At 40.1% G+C, this 19,631-nt stretch carries 14 protein-coding genes; 11 read left to right on the top strand and 3 right to left on the bottom strand.

All coding sequences use genetic code 11. The features are described 5' to 3' along the window. Window positions 1-120 precede the first annotated feature (120 nt). Window positions 121-2,457, bottom strand: a complete 2,337-nt coding sequence (locus tag R2Q80_RS05340; RefSeq protein WP_316798608.1) for an OstA-like protein — start codon at window positions 2,455-2,457, stop codon at window positions 121-123. A 65-nt stretch (window positions 2,458-2,522) separates the two neighbouring features. Here R2Q80_RS05340 and tilS point away from each other — a divergent pair, with 65 nt between their 5' ends. The 5 genes from tilS to R2Q80_RS05315 all read left to right on the top strand — a co-directional run bounded on the left by tilS (window position 2,523) and on the right by R2Q80_RS05315 (window position 8,379). Then, on the top strand, window positions 2,523-3,854 hold the full coding sequence (gene tilS, locus R2Q80_RS05335; RefSeq protein ID WP_316798607.1) for a tRNA lysidine(34) synthetase TilS: 1,332 nt from the start codon (window positions 2,523-2,525) through the stop codon (window positions 3,852-3,854). Then, complete coding sequence (locus R2Q80_RS05330; protein ID WP_316798606.1) at window positions 3,855-4,343, top strand: hypothetical protein; 489 nt, start codon at window positions 3,855-3,857, stop codon at window positions 4,341-4,343. It abuts the gene before it with no gap. Window positions 4,344-4,494: 151 nt separating this feature from the next. Then, window positions 4,495-5,637 (top strand): N-acetyl-alpha-D-glucosaminyl L-malate synthase BshA, encoded by a 1,143-nt coding sequence (gene bshA, locus R2Q80_RS05325; RefSeq protein WP_316798605.1) that lies wholly within the window; start codon window positions 4,495-4,497, stop codon window positions 5,635-5,637. 254 nt (window positions 5,638-5,891) lie between these two features. After that, the gene (locus R2Q80_RS05320; RefSeq protein ID WP_316798604.1) at window positions 5,892-7,766 is read left to right on the top strand and encodes a beta-galactosidase; all 1,875 of its coding nucleotides are present in this window, start codon (window positions 5,892-5,894) and stop codon (window positions 7,764-7,766) included. A 166-nt stretch (window positions 7,767-7,932) separates the two neighbouring features. Next, the gene (locus tag R2Q80_RS05315; RefSeq protein ID WP_316798603.1) at window positions 7,933-8,379 is read left to right on the top strand and encodes a KTSC domain-containing protein; all 447 of its coding nucleotides are present in this window, start codon (window positions 7,933-7,935) and stop codon (window positions 8,377-8,379) included. A gap of 54 nt (window positions 8,380-8,433) precedes the next feature. Here R2Q80_RS05315 and R2Q80_RS05310 read toward each other — a convergent pair whose 3' ends face one another. Together R2Q80_RS05310 and R2Q80_RS05305 are read right to left on the bottom strand one after the other, a co-directional pair. Beyond that, complete coding sequence (locus tag R2Q80_RS05310; protein ID WP_316798602.1) at window positions 8,434-9,546, bottom strand: lactonase family protein; 1,113 nt, start codon at window positions 9,544-9,546, stop codon at window positions 8,434-8,436. 181 nt (window positions 9,547-9,727) lie between these two features. Then, window positions 9,728-11,245 carry a pseudouridine synthase gene (locus R2Q80_RS05305; protein WP_316798601.1) on the bottom strand — a complete coding sequence of 506 codons (1,518 nt, stop codon included), beginning with the start codon at window positions 11,243-11,245 and terminating at the stop codon, window positions 9,728-9,730. A gap of 265 nt (window positions 11,246-11,510) precedes the next feature. On the opposite strand from R2Q80_RS05305, the gene R2Q80_RS05300 reads away from it, so the two are divergent. From R2Q80_RS05300 to R2Q80_RS05275, 6 genes are all read left to right on the top strand, one after another. Further along, the gene (locus R2Q80_RS05300) at window positions 11,511-12,293 is read left to right on the top strand and encodes a lytic transglycosylase domain-containing protein (protein ID WP_316798600.1); all 783 of its coding nucleotides are present in this window, start codon (window positions 11,511-11,513) and stop codon (window positions 12,291-12,293) included. A gap of 151 nt (window positions 12,294-12,444) precedes the next feature. Then, a complete protein-coding gene (locus tag R2Q80_RS05295) occupies window positions 12,445-13,488 on the top strand; it encodes a ferredoxin--NADP reductase (protein ID WP_316798599.1) in 1,044 nt (347 codons plus the stop codon). Between the two features lie 72 nt (window positions 13,489-13,560). Then, window positions 13,561-14,520, top strand: coding sequence for a hypothetical protein (locus R2Q80_RS05290; protein ID WP_316798598.1), 960 nt, complete (start codon window positions 13,561-13,563; stop codon window positions 14,518-14,520). A gap of 111 nt (window positions 14,521-14,631) precedes the next feature. Then, window positions 14,632-17,532, top strand: a complete 2,901-nt coding sequence (gene uvrA, locus R2Q80_RS05285; protein ID WP_316798597.1) for an excinuclease ABC subunit UvrA — start codon at window positions 14,632-14,634, stop codon at window positions 17,530-17,532. Between the two features lie 64 nt (window positions 17,533-17,596). Next, complete coding sequence (locus R2Q80_RS05280) at window positions 17,597-18,364, top strand: TatD family hydrolase (protein WP_316798596.1); 768 nt, start codon at window positions 17,597-17,599, stop codon at window positions 18,362-18,364. A gap of 207 nt (window positions 18,365-18,571) precedes the next feature. Beyond that, window positions 18,572-19,591 (top strand): type I asparaginase, encoded by a 1,020-nt coding sequence (locus R2Q80_RS05275; protein WP_316798595.1) that lies wholly within the window; start codon window positions 18,572-18,574, stop codon window positions 19,589-19,591. Window positions 19,592-19,631 lie beyond the last annotated feature (40 nt).

Here is a 19,631-nt window from a genome sequence, read left to right as displayed (position 1 = left end):
AAACCCGGTCTAAACCCATTTAAATCCCCTTTTTTCCGCATAAATGCCCTTAAACCCACCAGGAAGAGGCTTTTTGAATTTAGCTTTAGCCTTATCTTCTACCTTGCGGGCCTAATCAGATTATTTCTGAACGGAGCCTGCCTTTTTAGCCGGGATGGAGTCTGTTTTAATTAACTGGGGCCTAAGCGGTGCCTTTGTTGTATCTGCGGCTTTGCCTACTAACGGCTTTTTATTCAGTTGAGTACTATCGCTCTTAGCTGCAGTTTTGGCTTTGTTAACCAATATCGCAGCGCCCGCAGGTTTTGCAGCAATCACTACTTTAGGTTTTACCGGTGCTTTCCCGTTCTGCGGTTTTGCCTTGAATTTATTTTTCCCGGATGATCCGACAGCATCTTTTTTAGACTTTGGCCTTTCACCTGGTTTCCATGAAAATCCTTTTAAAGTAAGGTCTTTTGCTACCTTCACTTCAGGATTTAATGCCCCCTCAATACTTTTAATGTAAACAATATCCTCGATGTCGTTTTCATTGTCTTTGAAAATAAACTTAATCCGGCTGCTTACCGTCTGGTTCATCTCTTTATAAACTTTGGTGCTGTCATCCTGGGTATAATATATACTTTCTGCATTGCCGTCAACATAAAGGTTTTTGAACTTTCCGTCTTTGAAAAAGCCCGTCATCAGCCTGCCTTTGATTTGATTGAAGCGGAGGGAGTCTTTAGGGGTATTAACCAGAAAGGCATTTCTAATGGCCTGTAAATTGTTTAATTTTTTGTTTTTAAATTGTACATAGATGGTATCGCCAATTTGCTGAGACCCTTCCGACCAGATGATCGGGTTATTGTACAACCGTAATGTAGAATCAGCACTGGTGTAAAATAAACTATCGGTTTTTGCCTGTATGTTGGTTTTGAAAACTTTCACACCATGGTAAGCCTTTATAACCCGTGCCTGAAGGGTATCTGCCGGATTTCGAACAGTGGTATCCGTTCTTTTAAGCGAAATTTTCTGGTTCGCCGTAAGCTTGCTTTTATCTGTTTTAGATACCAATTTATCCAGACCTTTATTCAGACTATCCAGATTTGCTTTTGGCGTTTTCTTTAGTGCGTCAGCCACCTTGGCGCCCGACTGCTTTTTCAAACTATCAGCGTTTAATGTCGGAAGATTTTTCACTATAGAATCGGCCTTGTTTTTTAGAATATTACTTTGCTTTACACTATCTGGCACTAAAACCTTTAATGTTTTCGCAGTAGAGTCTATCTGGTCTTTGGCTGCGTTTTTATCTTTTAACGCATCAGGAGGGATTACACCTTCTTTGCCATCTTTTGGCTTGTTTTTAGCATTTTTATTTTTTCCACCACGCTTATCCTTTTCTTCCTTAGGGGAAGTCATTTGTTTAAGTTCTGCTTCGGTTATTTTTTTTTCTTTTGTCCCACCAGTTTCTTCATCATCATCTCCAATCTGATTATCGGCCTTGATGGAGATTTTAGGTATTAGTTTCAATGACTTTTGTAAAACCATTTGCGTCTCCAGGGTATCGGCACCCATCCATAAACTATCAGGTTGCTTTTTGTTTTTTACAGTAACAGAATCTTCGGTTCCGATACCCAGATAAGCATTTTTGGTAACCAGGGTTCGCTGATCTGCTTTGTAATAGTACCCTAAATCACCAAACATTTTCATTTTGTCCTTGGTGTCAGAAAATACAATGTTTTTAACAGCCCGGCCATAGCCTACTTTGCCATAGTAATACAAACTATCGCCCTTCAGTGAGCGGGTACCTTGGGTATAAAGGTTTTTCTTGCCGAAATAAGCATCTTCTGTAGAAGTGTTATAGGCGCCATTTTCAGTGTAAAGGTTATCGTCTTTACCTTTAATGTTGGTTGGGCCATAAAAATATGTCCATTTGGTTTGGGTGTTATAACGCATCGTATCCGACTTAATGGTTACCTGGGGTGTAACCACTACTACATCATACCTGAAATAGGAGTCGTTGCTCGTACTAAAGTAATAGCCGTTCTTGCTGGTAAGGGTGACTTCCTTGTTTACAATCTTGCCTCCTGTTGTATAGGTGCCTATTTTGCTTAGCGTGTTATAATCTAAAATATTAGTTGTTAAAATGGATGTGGGATCAATCATTTTAACATTCCCTGTCAGGTGAGCCTGTTTTTTATTACCATCATATTCCAGTTGATCGGAATAAATATCTGTTGTTAGCTGGTTAATATGAACGTTTTGATAAGCCTCGAAATAGTTTCTCTTGTTGTAATATACGGCGCTATCGCAGGTCAGCGTAGCGTTATCTTGTTTAAAAACGGGGTTTCTAAGGCGGGTTAAATTATTCTTTATATCGCCATAAATTTTTGAATAGGAAACAATTTCGATTTTCGAGCCCTTTTGCTGGCCGAGTAAAAAGATTGGACTGATTAGTAATACGAAAAAGACAAATAGTTTTTGCACCTTACAAAGTTAGTTTTTTGTTCCGAACGTTCGGAATACCAGTTAAAATTAAATATTTTTGACAAATGTTACCCGTACAGCAATTTCAGGACTTCATAGCGCAGCATAAGCTATTTCTTGCGGATAACAAAATTCTTTTGGCCGTTAGCGGGGGGAAAGACTCGGTATTAATGGTTCATTTGTTCAAGGCCTTAGGCGCAAATATTAGTATAGCGCATTGTAATTTCAATTTACGCGGAGAGGAAGCGCAACGGGACGAAAGTTTTGTAAAACTACTTGCCGAAACCCTTAATCTCCCTTTCCATATAACGCATTTTGATACTAAAAAATATGCAGCGGAAAATAAAGTTTCCACTCAAATGGCTGCACGCGATTTGCGCTATACCTGGTTCGAGGAAATCAGGCAACAGTATGGATATGAGTATATTGCTTTAGCCCAGCATCAGAATGATGCTATCGAAACAGTGTTAATCAATCTCACCAGAGGAACAGGCATTAGTGGCTTGCATGGCATTGTGCCAAAGAGAGGCAGACTGATTCGTCCGCTATTGTTTTTAAACCGTGAGCAGATTAACCATCTGGTTGATGAAAATCACCTTGATTTTGTTGAAGACAGCTCGAACCTAAGTACCAGTTATACCAGAAATAAACTGCGTTTACAGGTTATTCCTCATTTGCAGGAGATCAATCCAAATCTGGAAAAAACGTTTGCAGAGAACATTGCCCGTTTTGCCGAAATCGAGTCATTCCTGAAAAAGCAGGTCAAAGTATTATGCGAAAGATTATTAAGAAAAAAAACAGACGGGATTTATCTTTCTATAGCAGAGGTCAAACAATTATCGCCCCGGAAATTACTGTTATTTGAATTACTCAAGCCCTTTGGTTTTACATCAGGTGTAATTGACGATGTGCTGAATAACCTGGATTCCCCAAGCGGAATACATTTCTATAGCCTTACGCATGAGCTCATTGTTAACCGGGGTGATCTTGTAGTGGTAGAAAAAATGAAGGGTAATTTACCCAATCAGATTTTCCATCCTGCAACAGCCCAAATCATTTTCGGAAGTCAAAAAATTTCATTAGTACACACAGAAGAAATTAAGTATGAAGTGAACGTTAATAAGGCATTTGTTGATGCTCAACAACTGATTTTTCCATTAGTCGTTAGAAGCTGGCAAAATGGCGACAGGTTTATTCCCCTGGGCATGCGAAACCTTAAAAAATTAAGCGATTATTTTATTGATGAGAAAGTACCTGTACACATCAAGCGCGCTTGCCCGATTCTTGTAAACGGTAATGGCGATATCATCTGGATTGCAGGCATGCGGCAGGATAATAGATATAAATTGTCACAAGCAACCAAAAAAGTTGTTATATTCGAACTCAAAATTATTTAAGTGGAAAGCAGGTACGCCTATATCGAAAAACAATACATCGGCCGTGATTATGTTCGCATTTTCATCCGCTTGATTATGGCTGCCTTTTGTTTTGCCGCTTACGTATACGAGCGTGACCGCGACAATACACAGGACCTTTTTCTGGTTGTTGGCTTCGGTATTATCGGTGTTTCCATGCTGCTGCTGTTTTTAATCCAGTATAAAATTATAGTGGATAACGGCAGTATGATTCTCGACGGCCTGTGGACTACCAAACGTGTTAAAATTGATCTCAATAGTATCGTTGACGTAAGGAAAGCCACCTATAGCCGCTACTTTTTCAACAACCCGGTATATAATCTCCATACCAAGGGCACCATCCGTTTTTATTCTTCTGGTAAAGACGCAGTGGTACTTACCGATCGCGATGGCCTGGAATACTTCATCGGAACGCAGCGACCAAACGAGCTTTTTCTCGTCATTAAAGAAGAGATGCGTAATCTGAAGTAATCAAGTGAATTTACAATCCGGAATTTTATTCTTTTATCTAGCCTCACTGGTCTCTTTTACAGAATTCTCCGGTCTCTTTTTATTGCAATCCACCGACACATATTATACATTAAAATCGGCTACATTTGCATTAACAACAACGCATTATTAAATGAAAATAGGAATTGTTTGCTACCCCACTTTTGGCGGTAGTGGAGTAGTTGCAACAGAGCTTGGAAAAGCCCTTGCAAACGAAGGACACCAGGTTCACTTTATTACCTACAGCCAGCCTGCGCGGCTCGATTTTTTCTCGGCAAACCTGTTTTATCATGAAGTTTCTGTACGTGATTATCCATTGTTTGACTATGCACCATACGAGTCTGCACTAGCCAGTAAACTGGTTGATGTAGTTCGGTTTGAACAGCTTGATGTGTTGCATGTACATTATGCAATTCCACATGCCTCGGCAGCCTTCATGGCGAAACAGATTCTGGCCAGTTACGGCATTCATATACCCGTTGTAACCACATTACACGGAACTGATATTACTTTGGTAGGGAAAGATCCAACCTATAAACCTGTGGTTACATTCTCCATCAACCAGAGCGACGGCGTTACAACGGTATCGGATGACTTAAGGGAAGACACTTACAACCACTTTGAAATTACTAAAGAAATCAAAGTAATTCCTAATTTTATCGATTTCAGCCGTTTTAGCTTGCAGGCCAAAGACCATTTTAAAAAGGCAATTGCCCCAAACAATGAACGTATACTGATTCATACATCCAATTTCAGAAAGGTTAAACGAACTGCTGATGTAATCAGAATTTTTGAAAAAGTGCAGGCTGTTATTCCATCTAAGTTATTGATGGTTGGCGATGGGCCTGAGCGCGCTTATGATGAACAACTTTGCAGAAGTCTGAACATTTGCGACAGTGTAAGGTTTCTGGGTAAGCAGGATGCGGTCGAAGAAATCCTTTCTGTTTCCGATTTGTTCCTGATGCCATCAGAATCTGAAAGCTTCGGTTTGGCAGCATTGGAAGCAATGGCCTGTAAGGTTCCTGCCATTACAACAAATGCAGGTGGTTTACCTGAATTAAATGTTGATGGATTTTGCGGCTATATGAGTAATGTAGGCGATGTAGATGCGATGGCTGCAAATGCAATAACGATCTTACAAAACGACGATACCTTACAACGGTTTAAAGAGAATGCATTTACAAGGGCGCAGGATTTTGATCTCAAAAAAATCCTTCCGTTTTATATTGATTTTTATAAAGAGGTTATCGAAAATTCGATGCAAGTCAAATACTAAAATTTGCATTTCTGTTGCTTATTGGTTTATATTTAAAGGCTTAAGTATGCCTTGAGCAACAGAAAATCTTTGTTTCAGCAAATTTGAACGTGATCAAACGTTTGTCTTTCCGGCAGATTTTTTCGCCTGAAAAGGATAGAAACAACAGTTTTTCTAAAAGAAAATCGTGCTGCTTCATCTTTTTAAATAAATATCCCTATTAATTGTCAAGATCTTTCTTGTGATGCCGAACCTTAGAAAAAAAATGAACTAAAATGAAAATCAAACTTTTTTCGCTGCTTTTAATCTGTGCGATGGCATCAAATGCTGATGCCCAGACCAAAACTGCTAAACACACATTTGCTATTGCAGATGGCAACTTTCTGCTCGACGGTAAAGCCATTCAAATTCATAGTGGTGAAATGCACTATGCCCGGATCCCAAAGCCTTACTGGCGTCATCGGCTCAAAATGATGAAAGCAATGGGCTTAAATGCTGTAGCTACTTACGTTTTCTGGAATTACCATGAAACCGCTCCTGGTGTGTGGGATTTCAAATCGGGAAATAAAGACGTTGCCGAGTACATCAAGATTGCTCAGGAAGAGGGGTTGTATGTAATTCTTCGCCCCGGTCCCTATGTTTGTGCTGAATGGGAGTTTGGTGGATATCCATGGTTTTTGGTGAAAGTTCCGGGAATGGTCATCCGAGGCAACAATCCGCAATATCTTGCAGCAACAAAAGCCTATTTCACCGCGCTATATGGTCAGGTTAAGAATTTATTGGTTTCAAACGGCGGCCCGATTATTATGGTTCAGGGAGAAAATGAATTTGGTTCATATGTGGCACAACGTAAGGACATCAGTATAGAAGACCACAAAAAATACAGTGCTGCAGTGTTTCAGCAATTAAAGGATGTTGGATTTAATGTGCCATTTTTTACATCTGATGGAAGCTGGTTATTTGACGGGGGTGCCTTACCAGGTGCCTTGCCTACTGCAAACGGAGAGGATGATGTAGCTAAACTCAAAGAAACCGTTAATAAGTTTAACGGTGGGAAAGGCCCTTACATGGTAGCAGAGTTTTATCCGGGCTGGTTAGATCACTGGGCAGAGCCGTTCCCTATAGTTTCCTATAAAAATGTCGCCAAACAAACGCAAAAATACCTGGATGGTAACGTTTCCTTTAACTACTATATGGTACATGGCGGTACAAATTTCGGCTTTACTTCGGGGGCTAATTATGATAACAAACATGATATACAGCCAGATTTAACCAGTTATGATTACGATGCGCCTATCAGTGAGGCTGGCTGGGCCACTAAAAAATACGATACTTTGCGATCGATGCTTAAAACTGCAGATACGCCGCCTGTGCCTGCAAAGAACCCAGTCATCGAGATTAATAATATTGCATTAAATCAGTTTGTAGATTTAGATGATATCAGAAATAAAATAGCGCCTGTAAATGATGATAAGCCTTTAACTTTTGAAGAATTAAACCAGGGACACGGTTACGTTTTATATAGTAAAAAATTTAACCAGCCCATAAGTGGTAAATTAGAACTGGCAGGTTTGCGCGATTATGCGATTGTATATGTAAATGGTGCTAAGGTTGCTGAATTAAACAGCTATTACAAAAAGTACGACTGCGAGATTGATATACCATTTAATGCAACGCTTGATATTGTGGTGGAGAATATGGGAAGGATTAACTACGGCGCCAAAATTACCAATAGTACAAAGGGAATTATTTCGCCTGTTATCATTAACGGACAAACCATTACAGGTAACTGGGATATGTACAAACTGCCTATGGATGTTGTGCCCGATCTAACCGGCGCCAGGAATACTGCCACTGCAGGAAGGCCAGCGCTGTATGGAGGTAGTTTTAATCTGACCAAAACAGGTGATACCTTTCTGGATATGCGTGGCTTTGGAAAAGGAATTGTATTTGTTAATGGGATTAATATAGGGCGTTACTGGAGCGTGGGGCCCCAGCAAACCTTATACCTGCCAGGTTGCTGGCTTAAAACCGGTAAAAATGATATTGTAATCTTCGAACAAAAGAATGACGTGCTTCAAAAAAGCTTAATTGGATTAAGTGCTCCAGTTCTTGAAGAACTTAAACCCGAAAACGGTTTGCCAAAATAGTTCAAAATCTCCTTCTATAAATTAAGGTCGCCCATATCGGGCGACCTTTTTTGCTTTCTGGGTTCAAAGGGCAGCCATTCCAATTGCTTAAAGGCTATAAAAGAAATACTTGTAATTTTAAAACTTTCTCAAAATCAAATCATTATAAATCGTACCTTTGCCGCAAATGAAGAAAATAGTAGATTATAGAAGGCTTTTGAGTGTAGATAAAACCGCCAAGCTTGCAGACCTTAAGTCGGTTTATAGAACCCTGATGAAAGAATACCACCCTGATAAGTTTCAGGTAGAGGAGGAGAGACTGGAGGCAGAGGCAAAGAGCAAAGAGATTATCGAAGCTTATCACTTCCTGGTTAGCATTGCACCTGAAACATGCGAACAAAATTTAGAGATTTACACACAAACCATTACCAATTCAAATATTCTTGATTTCGAATATAAACAATCGGTATTAAACATTCAGTTTTTCGATGGTAGTGCGTATGAGTATTTTGATGTACCAAGAGCAATCTATATCAAACTGGTTAATGCAGATTCACCAGGTCGTTTCGCTCGCCGCCACATTTGCAATTCTTACCCTTACCGTAATGTAGCTAAAGTTGCTGAAACAGCTTAGTTAGATATAGTGAAACAAAATACAGACTTACAGAAATGTGAATCTTTTTTTTGTTTATTTATCGAACACCAGGCAAACAGGAGCGCCTACATCAATTCTGTTTCCGCTGTCGGTTAGTTTTCCTGTGGTTTTATTGCGGTTGAAAATCACGACGTTGTTGGTGTACTGATGGCCCACTAATAAGAATTTGCCGGATGGATCGATCGAAAAGTTTCTCGGTCCCTTTCCTAAGGTACTTACCGTTTCGATGAACTTTAATTTTCCATTTGACAGGATGGAGAAGGCAGAGATACTATTGGCATCGCCACGATTGGTTTCGTATAAAAATTTACCGTCAGGAGAAATGTGGATATCTGCCCCGTCAATTTTTCCTTTAAAATCTTTAGGGGTGGTGTTGATTTCCTGCATCTTTCTCAGGCTTCCATTGGCGTAAGCAAATACAGAAACAGCGCCATTGAATTCGTGGGCCAGGTAGGCAAATTTACCATTCGGGCTAAAAGTGATGTGTCTTGGCCCGGTACCTGGAGTAGCTTTGATAACTGATTTTTGAGTTAGCGTTTTCTCTTTTCCAACGGGATTATAGTTGTAAATATAGGTTTGGTCTTCGCCCAGGTCATTAACCACCAGATACTTATGGTCTGGCGTAAAATTAGTCATGTGCACATGTGCACTTTTTTGTCTGCCTTGCGGATCGATACTTTTTCCCGTGTGTTTAATTACCTGAATGGCCTCTGATACTGATCCGTCAGCCTCACGGGAGAAAACAGCCAGGCTCCCGCCTGAATAGTTTGCTACAATGACATTTTGATCATCTACGGTAATAAAACACGGATCAGCACCATGGCTATCTACCTTATTCAGAAAAGTTAAATTACCAGTCTTTGCGTCATATTTAAAAGCACTTACGCTACTTGTGTTGCCGGTTTCGTTTACTGCATAAGCAAATTTTCTATCTGATGAAATAGCAAGGTAGCTCGGGTTTGTTGTATCCCGGGTTACGTTTTTAAGTGTCGCTGTTCCGCCAGTAATATCAAAACTATAGGTATAGATGCCCTCGCTCTTTCCGGGGGCCGTATAAGTTCCAACAATAAGGTTGTATGTGTTTTGCTGAGAGAAAGCGGCTGTCGATAAGAGCGACATTAAAAATATTCCAAAGTACCTTTTCATAATTAATCCTTGTGTTCAACAAATATGAGAAAAAAAATGTTCAGCCATTGGTTAAATAATCTTTATAAAGCCAATTACGCAAACGTTTTTAATAGCGATACGATAGTGCGGGATAGAGTTTAAACGTATTTTCCAGTGGTATTTAAATCAAAAAAGGCAACCTCTCGGTTGCCTTTGTATTTTATTTTATCAGGTGTTTGATCTGAATCAGTTCATGATCTTCGAGGTAACGCCATCTGCCACGAGGCAAATCTTTTTTAGTTAAATTTCCGTATACTACACGGTCTAATTTTTCTACGCTATAACCTAAATGTTCGAAAATACGGCGAACAATTCTGTTTTTACCACTGTGTATCTGGATACCAATTTCTTTTTTGGTTCCACCCGCAACATAAGATATGTTATCTGGTTTAATCAAGCCATCCTCAAGTTCTAAACCGAAAGCAATCTTATTTAAATCGCCTTGTGATAAAGCCTTATCTAGCTCAACGTTGTAAATTTTGGTAATCCCGTTCTTAGGATGAGATAATTTATCTGCCAGGTCACCGTCATTTGTCATTAACAATAAGCCGGTAGTATTGCGGTCTAAACGACCAACAGGGTAAATACGTTCGCGACTGGCTTTATCCACCAATTGCATCACTGTACGGCGTTCCTGAGGATCGTCAGTAGTGGTGATATAATCTTTTGGTTTGTTTAACAGTACGTAAACTTTTTTCTCACGTTTTAATAATTCACCATTATAGCGAACCAGGTCCTTCGCAGGGTCAACTTTGTGTCCAAGTTCAGTAACAGCCTCGCCATTCACGGTAACTACACCAGCTGCAATTAATTCATCAGCCTTACGGCGAGAGCAAATTCCGGCATTGGAAATATATCTGTTCAGGCGAATTAAGCCTTTATCTTCGTTGGTTTTGCGGGCAGGGGCAATAACCGTTCTTTCGGGGCGGTTAAATTCAGTGTCTCTCGGTGCCGCATCCTCGCGTTTTCTGAAAGGACGTGTATCACCTTCCCTTGGTTCCCTGGGCTTTACATCTCTTGAGCTTCCGGCACTTGGCTTAAAGTCATCAGATTTTCCACCTCTGGATTTATAATCCTTATAGCCACCTTCTCTTGGTTTGAAATCTCTCGATCCACTGTCTTTCGATTTGAAAGTACGTTCCCCAGTTCTCGGTCTAAAATCTCTCGAATCTCCATCCTTAGACTTGAAATCACGCTCTCCTGTTCTTGGTTTGTAGTCTCTCGCTCCACCTTCTCTTGATTTAAAATCTCTGTCTCCTGTTCTGGGTTTAAAGTCTCTTGATCCACCTTCCCTTGGTTTGAAATCACGATCGCCGGTTTTGCTTTTATAATCTCTTGATCCGCCTTCTCTCGATTTATATCCACGATCTTCTGATTTTGCACCAGCATCTTTAGATTTAAATTCACGGTCTCCAAATTTGAAACTTTGTGGTTCTGCATCTTTCGATTTAAAATCACGTCCGCCACTTCTTGGTTTGAAATCTTTTTTGTCGCCGAATGATTTCGATTTGAAATCCTTACCGTCTGCGCTTCTGGGTTTGAAGCCTTCTTTTGAATCGGATGATCTTTTGAATTTACTGTCTTTATCAGATCCGGCTGAATTACTTCTGCCTTCTGTTCTCCGGTTGCCCGGTTTGGACTTGTCATCCCGACTGTTCCTGTTGTTTTTATTTATCATGATACGCTTTTAACCGCATTGGAAATGCGGGCTGCAAATTTATGAAATAATGCTGAACAAAACAATGTGCAGGAGTCGAAAAATTTAGCTCAAAAATAGCCTCTAAAATAGAAAAAATGAGTCGAAAATCAAAATTTAAAATCCACGTTTTAAGCACTTTAAAGGCCGTTTTTCGGGGTGTTTATTGTAACTATTTGATAATGTGCTTATTATTTTTTAGCTTTGCCGACGTTTTTATATAAGTTTCACCAAAAAAAGGAGGAAGATGTTAAAGAAACACATCGTACCATTTTCAGTAGTGGCAACACTATTTATCTTGGCAAAAGTGTTCACTTACCAAATGCCCTTAGTACAAAAAAGTCTTTTTAAGGAAGAAAAATTAAGCTCTACAATAACAAAAACTGATAGTATCAAAGTTCAAGACGTTGTGAAACCTCTTACTTTAATGGCCCAGTTAAATTTCGCGGATGAAACCCTGCCTTTGGGCGATAAAAGGGTAGAAAGAAAAATGAAAAAAACTCTTGCCGCACACATGTACAAGAACACACAAACGAATATCTTGCACAAAAAGGCTGCAATATGGTTTCCTGTAATAGAGCCAATTCTTGCCGCCTACGGAATTCCCAATGATTTCAAATATTTAGCCTTGGTTGAATCAGGAATGCGGGAAGGAATTTCGCCTAAAGGTGCAGCAGGAATCTGGCAGTTTATGCCGGGTACAGCGCGTACCTATGGATTAAAGGTAAACACTAGCGTGGATGAACGCTATAACTTGCGTAAGTCAACCATCGCAGCCTGTAAGTACATTAAAGAAATGTATAGAGGGCTGGAGAGCTGGACGCTAGTTGCTGCTGCTTACAATGTTGGCGATGGCCGCCTGCGCAAGCAGATCAATAATCAAAATCAAGATAATTACTACAAAATGAGACTAAACCGTGAAACGGGTGGTTACGTATACAAAGTAATTTCCATGAAGCAGATTATGGAGCACCCTAAACGTTACGGATACGAAAAACCGCGTGTATTATTGGCGTATAACGCCGAGTAATAGAATTAAGATAAAGACAAAGCATTTGGTAAGGCGTCCCGATATAAAATCGGGACGTTTTTTTTTGAATGTATTTTCCCCCACAGTCCGTCCCTGCAAGTCTTTATCCGTTCAGCTTTAGTCTTTCAACATTAATCCTTTTCTTTGCACTATGTTCAAACTGCGCACCAATAAAATCATCAATCAGCCTGGCGAAAATATTACTTTTCAATTTGAGGAGGTAGAAGGGAAATATCCCAAATACATGGCAGGGCAATTTGTTTCTTTGGTTTTTGAAGGCAAGCATGGTGAAGTTAGACGATCTTACTCCTTCAACAGTTCGCCTGATGTAGACGAACCATTGGCTATAACAGTTAAAAGAGTAGAAAATGGTGAGATTTCCAGATTTTTGCATCATAAAACTGCTGTTGGCGATATAGTAGAGGCACAAGAACCGCAGGGACTGTTTAGTTATTTGCCCGAAGAGGAGCTGGAAAGGGATCTTTTTCTATTTGCTGCGGGAGTGGGGATTACGCCGCTTTTCTCTATCCTCAAAACGGCATTGGTTCGCGAAACAAAATCATTGATCACCTTAATCTACAGTAACAAGTCAATAGATGACGCTCTGTTTTATAATGAATTGATCGAGTGGCAGCAGAAATATCCTGAACGATTGAAAATCATTTGGATATTTAGTAATAGCAAAAACCTGATGACTGCCCGACTGAATAAATTTTATATAGAAAAGTTATTAAAAGAACATTTACATTTTGAGCGGGATAAGGTTTTGTTTTATACCTGTGGGCCTATCATTTATATGGATCTGTGTAGGATAACTTTACTTGGGATGGGTTTTGATATCAAGCAGATTAAAAGGGAAACCTTTGTTTTACCCGAGGATGAAGTGGATGAGGATGATGGTTCGGAGAAATCAGTAGATAAAACTACTTATTCCGTAATTTTGAATTTTAAAGGCGAAACTTATTATCTGGATGTTCCCTGGCCGAAACGGATTTTGGATGTAGCGCTCGAAAATAAAATCAAGCTACCTTATAGTTGCCGCGGAGGAGTTTGCAGTACCTGCGTGGCCAATTGCACCCGTGGAAATGTGCGCATGGATTATAATGAGATACTCACAGATGAAGAAATAAAAGAGGGAAGGGTTTTGGTATGTACCGGTCACCCGACTGAGAACGGGACAACCATAGAGTGGTAATGGTTTGCGGCATTTCAATATATCTTACCAGGAAATAAAACCATACAGCATTCATCAACGTTTATCTCGGATATGATGAAAATTTTTTTAACGCTCATTTTATCTGTTGCCGCCTTTCAGCTACAGGCACAAGACTCCTTAGCCATCAGGAGGGAATATGCCAACAAGCAATACGTGTCCCTTTATAAAGAAAATGCTGATTTCGCTTATACTTCCCCGTATGGAGAATTAGGTGCACCGTCGAAATATGTGATCAATGGCCGCTTAACCACAACTTACATGTTGTTGGGAAGTTATAAGTCTCCGGTTGCCTTTTCCATCATCCCCGATTTTACCGTTCGCGTAAGAAATGAATTTTCAGCAGGTGTACGTACGCCGAGTTACAGGCTGGGTGGTGTGCTCTATGCCAGGCTAAATACCGAGCCCGAAAATTATCGATACGGAGAGCTGGCTTTTACCCATCACTCCAACGGGCAGGATCAGGATGCGGTAAATGCCGATGGAACGATAAATACGGCAACCGGAAACTTCAATGCCAATTACTTAACGGCATCTTACCGCTTTGGATTTCTCACCGCTGTAAAGCCTGACGAGCGTTTTTATTCCTTTAACCACCGCATAGGTTTGCAGTGGTATAAGTTTTTTAGGTACGAGCCTGTTTTAGACAGAGGTTTTGGTTTTACCAGATTATTGTACAGTTTTTCGCTGCGCAGGTACGATGAGATTGAGAAGAATGCCCGAAATAAGACAAAAGTCAAAACCGAAAAAGAAACTTGGCGTTTAAATAGTGAGATTTCTTATGCGGTAAATCAGATTCCATTAAAAAACATGACCAATATACAGAAGCGGTTGAATGCCGAGATTAATTTCAATTATAGTTTTCCTTTCATGAACAATGTGTTTTTGATGGCTGCGGTTGGTTATTATGGAGAGGACAATTACAATATTTATTTTCAGGATCACTACAGTTATTTGCGTTTTGGTTTGTCTTCTGGTTTCCTCAGAAATCGAAGTCGACATTATGACAATTAATCCTCAATACAGATTGCTTTGAGCTTTCTTTTTGATAAAATTTTTAGCAATTTTGCATGTTGAAATTCAGCCATCTTACGGGTTCAGTTTCTCCTCAACTTTTCAACAAATATGAGCAATAAATCTATCGACCTCGGTGAGCAAAAAGATGTAGAAGTATACGGTGCCAGGGTACATAATTTAAAAAATATAGACGTTAGTTTCCCACGAAACCAAATGGTAGTGATTACCGGGCTGAGTGGTAGTGGAAAATCATCCCTCGCATTTGATACTATTTATGCCGAAGGGCAGCGGCGCTATATGGAAACATTTAGTGCTTACAGCCGCCAGTTTATGGGAGGTATGGAACGTCCGGATGTAGATAAGGTTTCCGGGCTAAGCCCGGTTATTGCCATTGAGCAAAAAACAACCAGTAAAAATCCACGGTCAACGGTAGGTACCATAACTGAAATTTACGATTTCATGCGTTTACTCTACGCCCGTGCAGCCGATGCTTACTCATACAATACCGGGGAGAAAATGGAGCGCATGAGCGAAGACCAGATTCTCCAGAATATCTTCAATAAATTTGATGGTGCACCAGTAAATATACTGGCACCCGTGGTGAAAGGGAGAAAGGGTCACTACCGCGAGTTGTTCGAGCAAATCCGTAAACAGGGTTATGTGAAGGTGAGGGTAGATGGCGAAATCAAAGATATCACAGCTAAAATGCAGGTCGACCGTTACAAAATCCACGACATCGAGGTTGTAATAGATCGCTTGATTGTAGATACAAAAGACAGGAAACGCCTGTTAGATTCGGTGCAAACCGCCATGAAAATGGGTAAGGGTGTAATAAAGATTAGTGATAAAGATAATCATGTAGCCCATTTTAGTAAGTTCCTGATGTGTCCGACAACAGGTATTTCTTATGATGAACCTCAGCCAAATAGCTTCTCTTTCAATTCGCCATATGGTGCCTGCGAACGTTGCGACGGTTTAGGGTATATTTTCGTAGTAGATAAAGAGTCGGTTATCCCAAATCCCAAACTTAGTATTCTCAATGGCGGTTTAGCGCCTCTTGGTGAATACCGTGATATCTGGATGTTTCAGGTATTAAAAGCTCTGGCCAAAAAATACAGCTTCTCGCTGTCGACTCCAATCGAAAAACTGAGCGACGAGGTGATCAACATCATCCTGAACGGTGCACCCGATCTGATCAAGGTTGAAGTAGAATACAATAAATGGAACGTTCAGAATTATAACATCACCTTCGACGGCATTATCAAGATGTTGGAAGAGCAAAACGAAAAGCGGAGTGAGTCTGCATCTGATGATATGGATGCCTTCCGCAAACTAAAAACCTGTCCCGAGTGTCACGGTGCCCGTTTGAAGAAGGAAAGCCTGCATTTCAAGGTGGATGGAATGAACATCTTCGATCTCTCATCCATGGATATCAACAACCTTAGCAAATGGTTTGAGAAAGTTGATGAACGATTAACGGACCGTCAGAACATCATTGCTAAAGAAATTTTAAAGGAGATTAATGCCCGGATAGGTTTTTTAACCGATGTGGGATTAACCTATTTGACTTTAGACCGTACTGCCCGTACACTTTCAGGTGGTGAGGCACAGCGTATTCGTTTGGCTACTCAAATCGGATCGCAGTTAATGAATGTAATGTACATTCTGGATGAGCCCAGCATCGGTTTGCACCAGCGTGATAATGAGCGTTTGATCAATGCACTTAAAAACCTTCGCGATCTGGGCAATACCGTTTTAGTAGTGGAGCATGATAAAGACATGATTCTGGAAGCGGATTGGGTAATTGACGTTGGTCCGGGAGCAGGAATACACGGAGGAACCGTTGTTGCTGAAGGAACTGCAAAAGATATCCTTAAATCAAATACCCTAACTGCGGCTTATTTGAACGGAGATAAAAAAATCGAAATCCCAAAACTCCGCAGATCAGGAAACGGGCATAAATTGTCCATTATCAAAGCTACCGGACATAATTTGAAAGAAGTTTCAGTTGATTTTCCTTTGGGTAAATTTATCGCAGTAACCGGTGTTTCCGGGTCAGGAAAGTCAAGTCTGATTACCGAAACGCTCTATCCGATTCTAAATCACCATTTCTTCAGAGCAAAAAAAACACCACTTCCTTACGAGAAAATAAGTGGTTTGAAAGAGATAGACAAAGTTATTGAAATTGATCAGGCTCCGATAGGAAGAACGCCCCGCTCTAATCCTTCAACCTATACAGGCGTTTTCTCTGATATCAGGAACCTCTTTGTTCAGCTTCCTGAAGCAAAAATACGTGGTTACAAACCGGGTCGCTTTTCTTTCAACGTTAAAGGTGGAAGATGCGAGACTTGCCAGGGGGCCGGTTTAAAAGTGATTGAAATGAACTTCCTGCCTGATGTTCAGGTTCCATGCGAAGAGTGTGGCGGAAAACGATACAACCGCGAAACTTTAGAAGTTCGCTTCCGTGGTAAATCAATTAGCGATGTGCTGGATATGAGTATTGAAGATGCATGTAATTTCTTCGAAAACATTCCGATCATATATAGAAAGATCAAAACCCTTAAGGATGTAGGCTTGGGTTATATTACTTTGGGTCAATCCTCTGTAACCTTATCCGGCGGTGAAGCGCAGCGTGTTAAACTTGCAACCGAACTTTCGAAAAAAGATACAGGCAAAACATTCTATATACTGGATGAGCCTACAACGGGCCTTCATTTCGAAGATATCAATGTGCTCTTAGGTGTATTGCAGGAGTTGGTTGAAAAAGGAAACACCGTGCTGGTTATTGAACACAACCTGGATGTAGTTAAAGTTGCCGACTGGGTAATTGATCTTGGACAAGAAGGTGGCGCAGGTGGAGGAAGAATACTTTTTGAGGGTACACCAGAGGGATTAGTTCAAAATCCAATCAGCCTTACAGGTAAGTTCTTAAAAAAAGAATTTGAATTTGACGGCTATTCATTCGAACCTGAACCGGAAATTAAAAAAGCAAAAAAGAAGAAAGCTTAATTTAAACATAAATATATTGTTACTGACGATCAGGATTAGTGCCTGATAATATGCCTGATACCAAATGATTTTCACCGACACGCACACCCATTTATATTACGAACAAGATAACGATAAGCAATCGCAATTGATGGAGCGTTGTTTTGAAAATAATGTAAACCGTTTGTTCCTTCCAAATGTGGATGTCAAATCAATTGCCATGATTGATGACCTGGTGAGTAAATATCCTGATAACTGTTTTGCGATGGCAGGCCTTCATCCTTGTGATGTTAAAGATGATTATATTTCAGTACTGGATACCATTAAAAACAGTATTCCAAATAGGTCTGTTTACGCTATTGGCGAAATTGGCATTGATTTATATTGGGACAAAACAACATTGGCAATTCAGCAGGATGCCTTTCGAAAACAGATTGTGTGGGCTAAAGAATTAGGTTTGCCAATCGTGATACACTGCCGTGAGGCGTTCGATGAAGTATTTGAAGTATTGGAAAGTGAGCGGGATGAAAAACTCAGGGGAATTTTCCATTGCTTTACCGGAAATGTTCAACAGGCCCGGCAAGCGATTGATCTCAATTTCTATTTAGGTATTGGTGGTGTAGTTACGTATAAAAAGGCTGGATTAGACCTGGTACTTCCCGAACTCGATCTGAATGATTTGGTGCTGGAAACTGATTCACCTTATTTGGCGCCGGTGCCTTTCAGGGGAAAACCGAATGAAAGTAGTTATCTCATCTATATCGCTCAAAAGCTTGCTGATATATATGGTGTATCTGTAGAAGAAGTGGCGAATATCACAACAGAAAATTCCAGAAAGATTTTCGGTGTTTAAGTAATAATCTTAAAGTTTCTGATCACCCAATCGTAAACTGATTGACGTAGTTAGTACGTTTGTTGCTATAATTTTAATTTAAATCACTTTTATTATTGATTTGATATTTATCTGGCTGAAAAATATCTATTTATTATCAATATTAAAAATATGCCTGATCATTTGTAATTTTTTAGTTTCTTTGCGCTGAGCAACCCAACCAACCAAATGACCAAAATACTTATTATTTATACCGGTGGAACCATCGGTATGATAAATGATCCCAGTAATGGGATGTTAATTCCTTTCGATTTCGAGCAGATTAAAGATAATGTGCCTGAGCTAAGCCGGTTAGATTACGATTTAGATGTACATTCTTTTAACCCCGTTTTGGATTCCTCCAATATGGACCCTGAAATCTGGAAAACAATTGCTGAGCTTATTTATAGTAAATATGATCTTTACGATGGCTTTGTAATTCTTCACGGCTCAGATACGATGGCCTTCACTGCCTCGGCCCTCAGTTTTATGCTCGAAAATTTAGGTAAACCAGTTATTTTAACCGGATCTCAATTGCCCATTGGCGAGATCAGAACTGATGCTAAAGAGAATCTGATTACAGCATTGGAGATTGCAGCGACTAAAGAAAACGGCCAGGCACTTGTGCCCGAGGTTTGCATCTATTTTGATGCGCAGCTGTTCCGTGGCAATCGGTCTATCAAATATAATAGTGAAAAGTTTGAAGCATTCAGGTCGCCTAATTACCCGGTTTTGGCTGAAGCGGGCGTTCATTTGCAGTTCAATAAAAATGATATGCTCAATGCGCCGGATGGTAAGCTCAATCTCCGAACCAACTTTAATTCAAATATCGGTGTTTTAAAATTGTATCCAGGTATCACACCGCAGGCAGTACAGGCCATTACCGATTCGAAAGTCGACGCCATTATATTGGAAACATTTGGCTCAGGAAATACAACTACCGCCGAATGGTTTTTAGACAGTTTGCGCAGTGCAATCAGTAAAGGCAAAATTATTATCGATATTTCCCAGTGTAAAAAAGGTTCTGTACAATTAGGCCGCTACGAAACCAGTCGCGAATTACAGAAAATGGGGGTTTTGAGCGGATATGACTTAACATTCGAAGCAACTGTAACCAAACTGATGTTTGTTATGGGGCTTAAATTATCAGTTGAGGACAGCAGTAAGCTCATGGAAAAATCAATTAGAGGAGAATTAAGTCACGATTAACATTTGCATCTTTTCCTATTCAAGCCTTGTGGGTTCAAAA

The sequence above is a fragment of the Pedobacter frigidisoli genome (genome assembly GCF_032678525.1).
Classification (GTDB): Bacteria; Bacteroidota; Bacteroidia; order Sphingobacteriales; family Sphingobacteriaceae; genus Pedobacter; species Pedobacter frigidisoli_A.
Note: the sequence above shows the minus strand (reverse complement) of the source record. Positions and strands in the feature narration are given on the sequence as shown.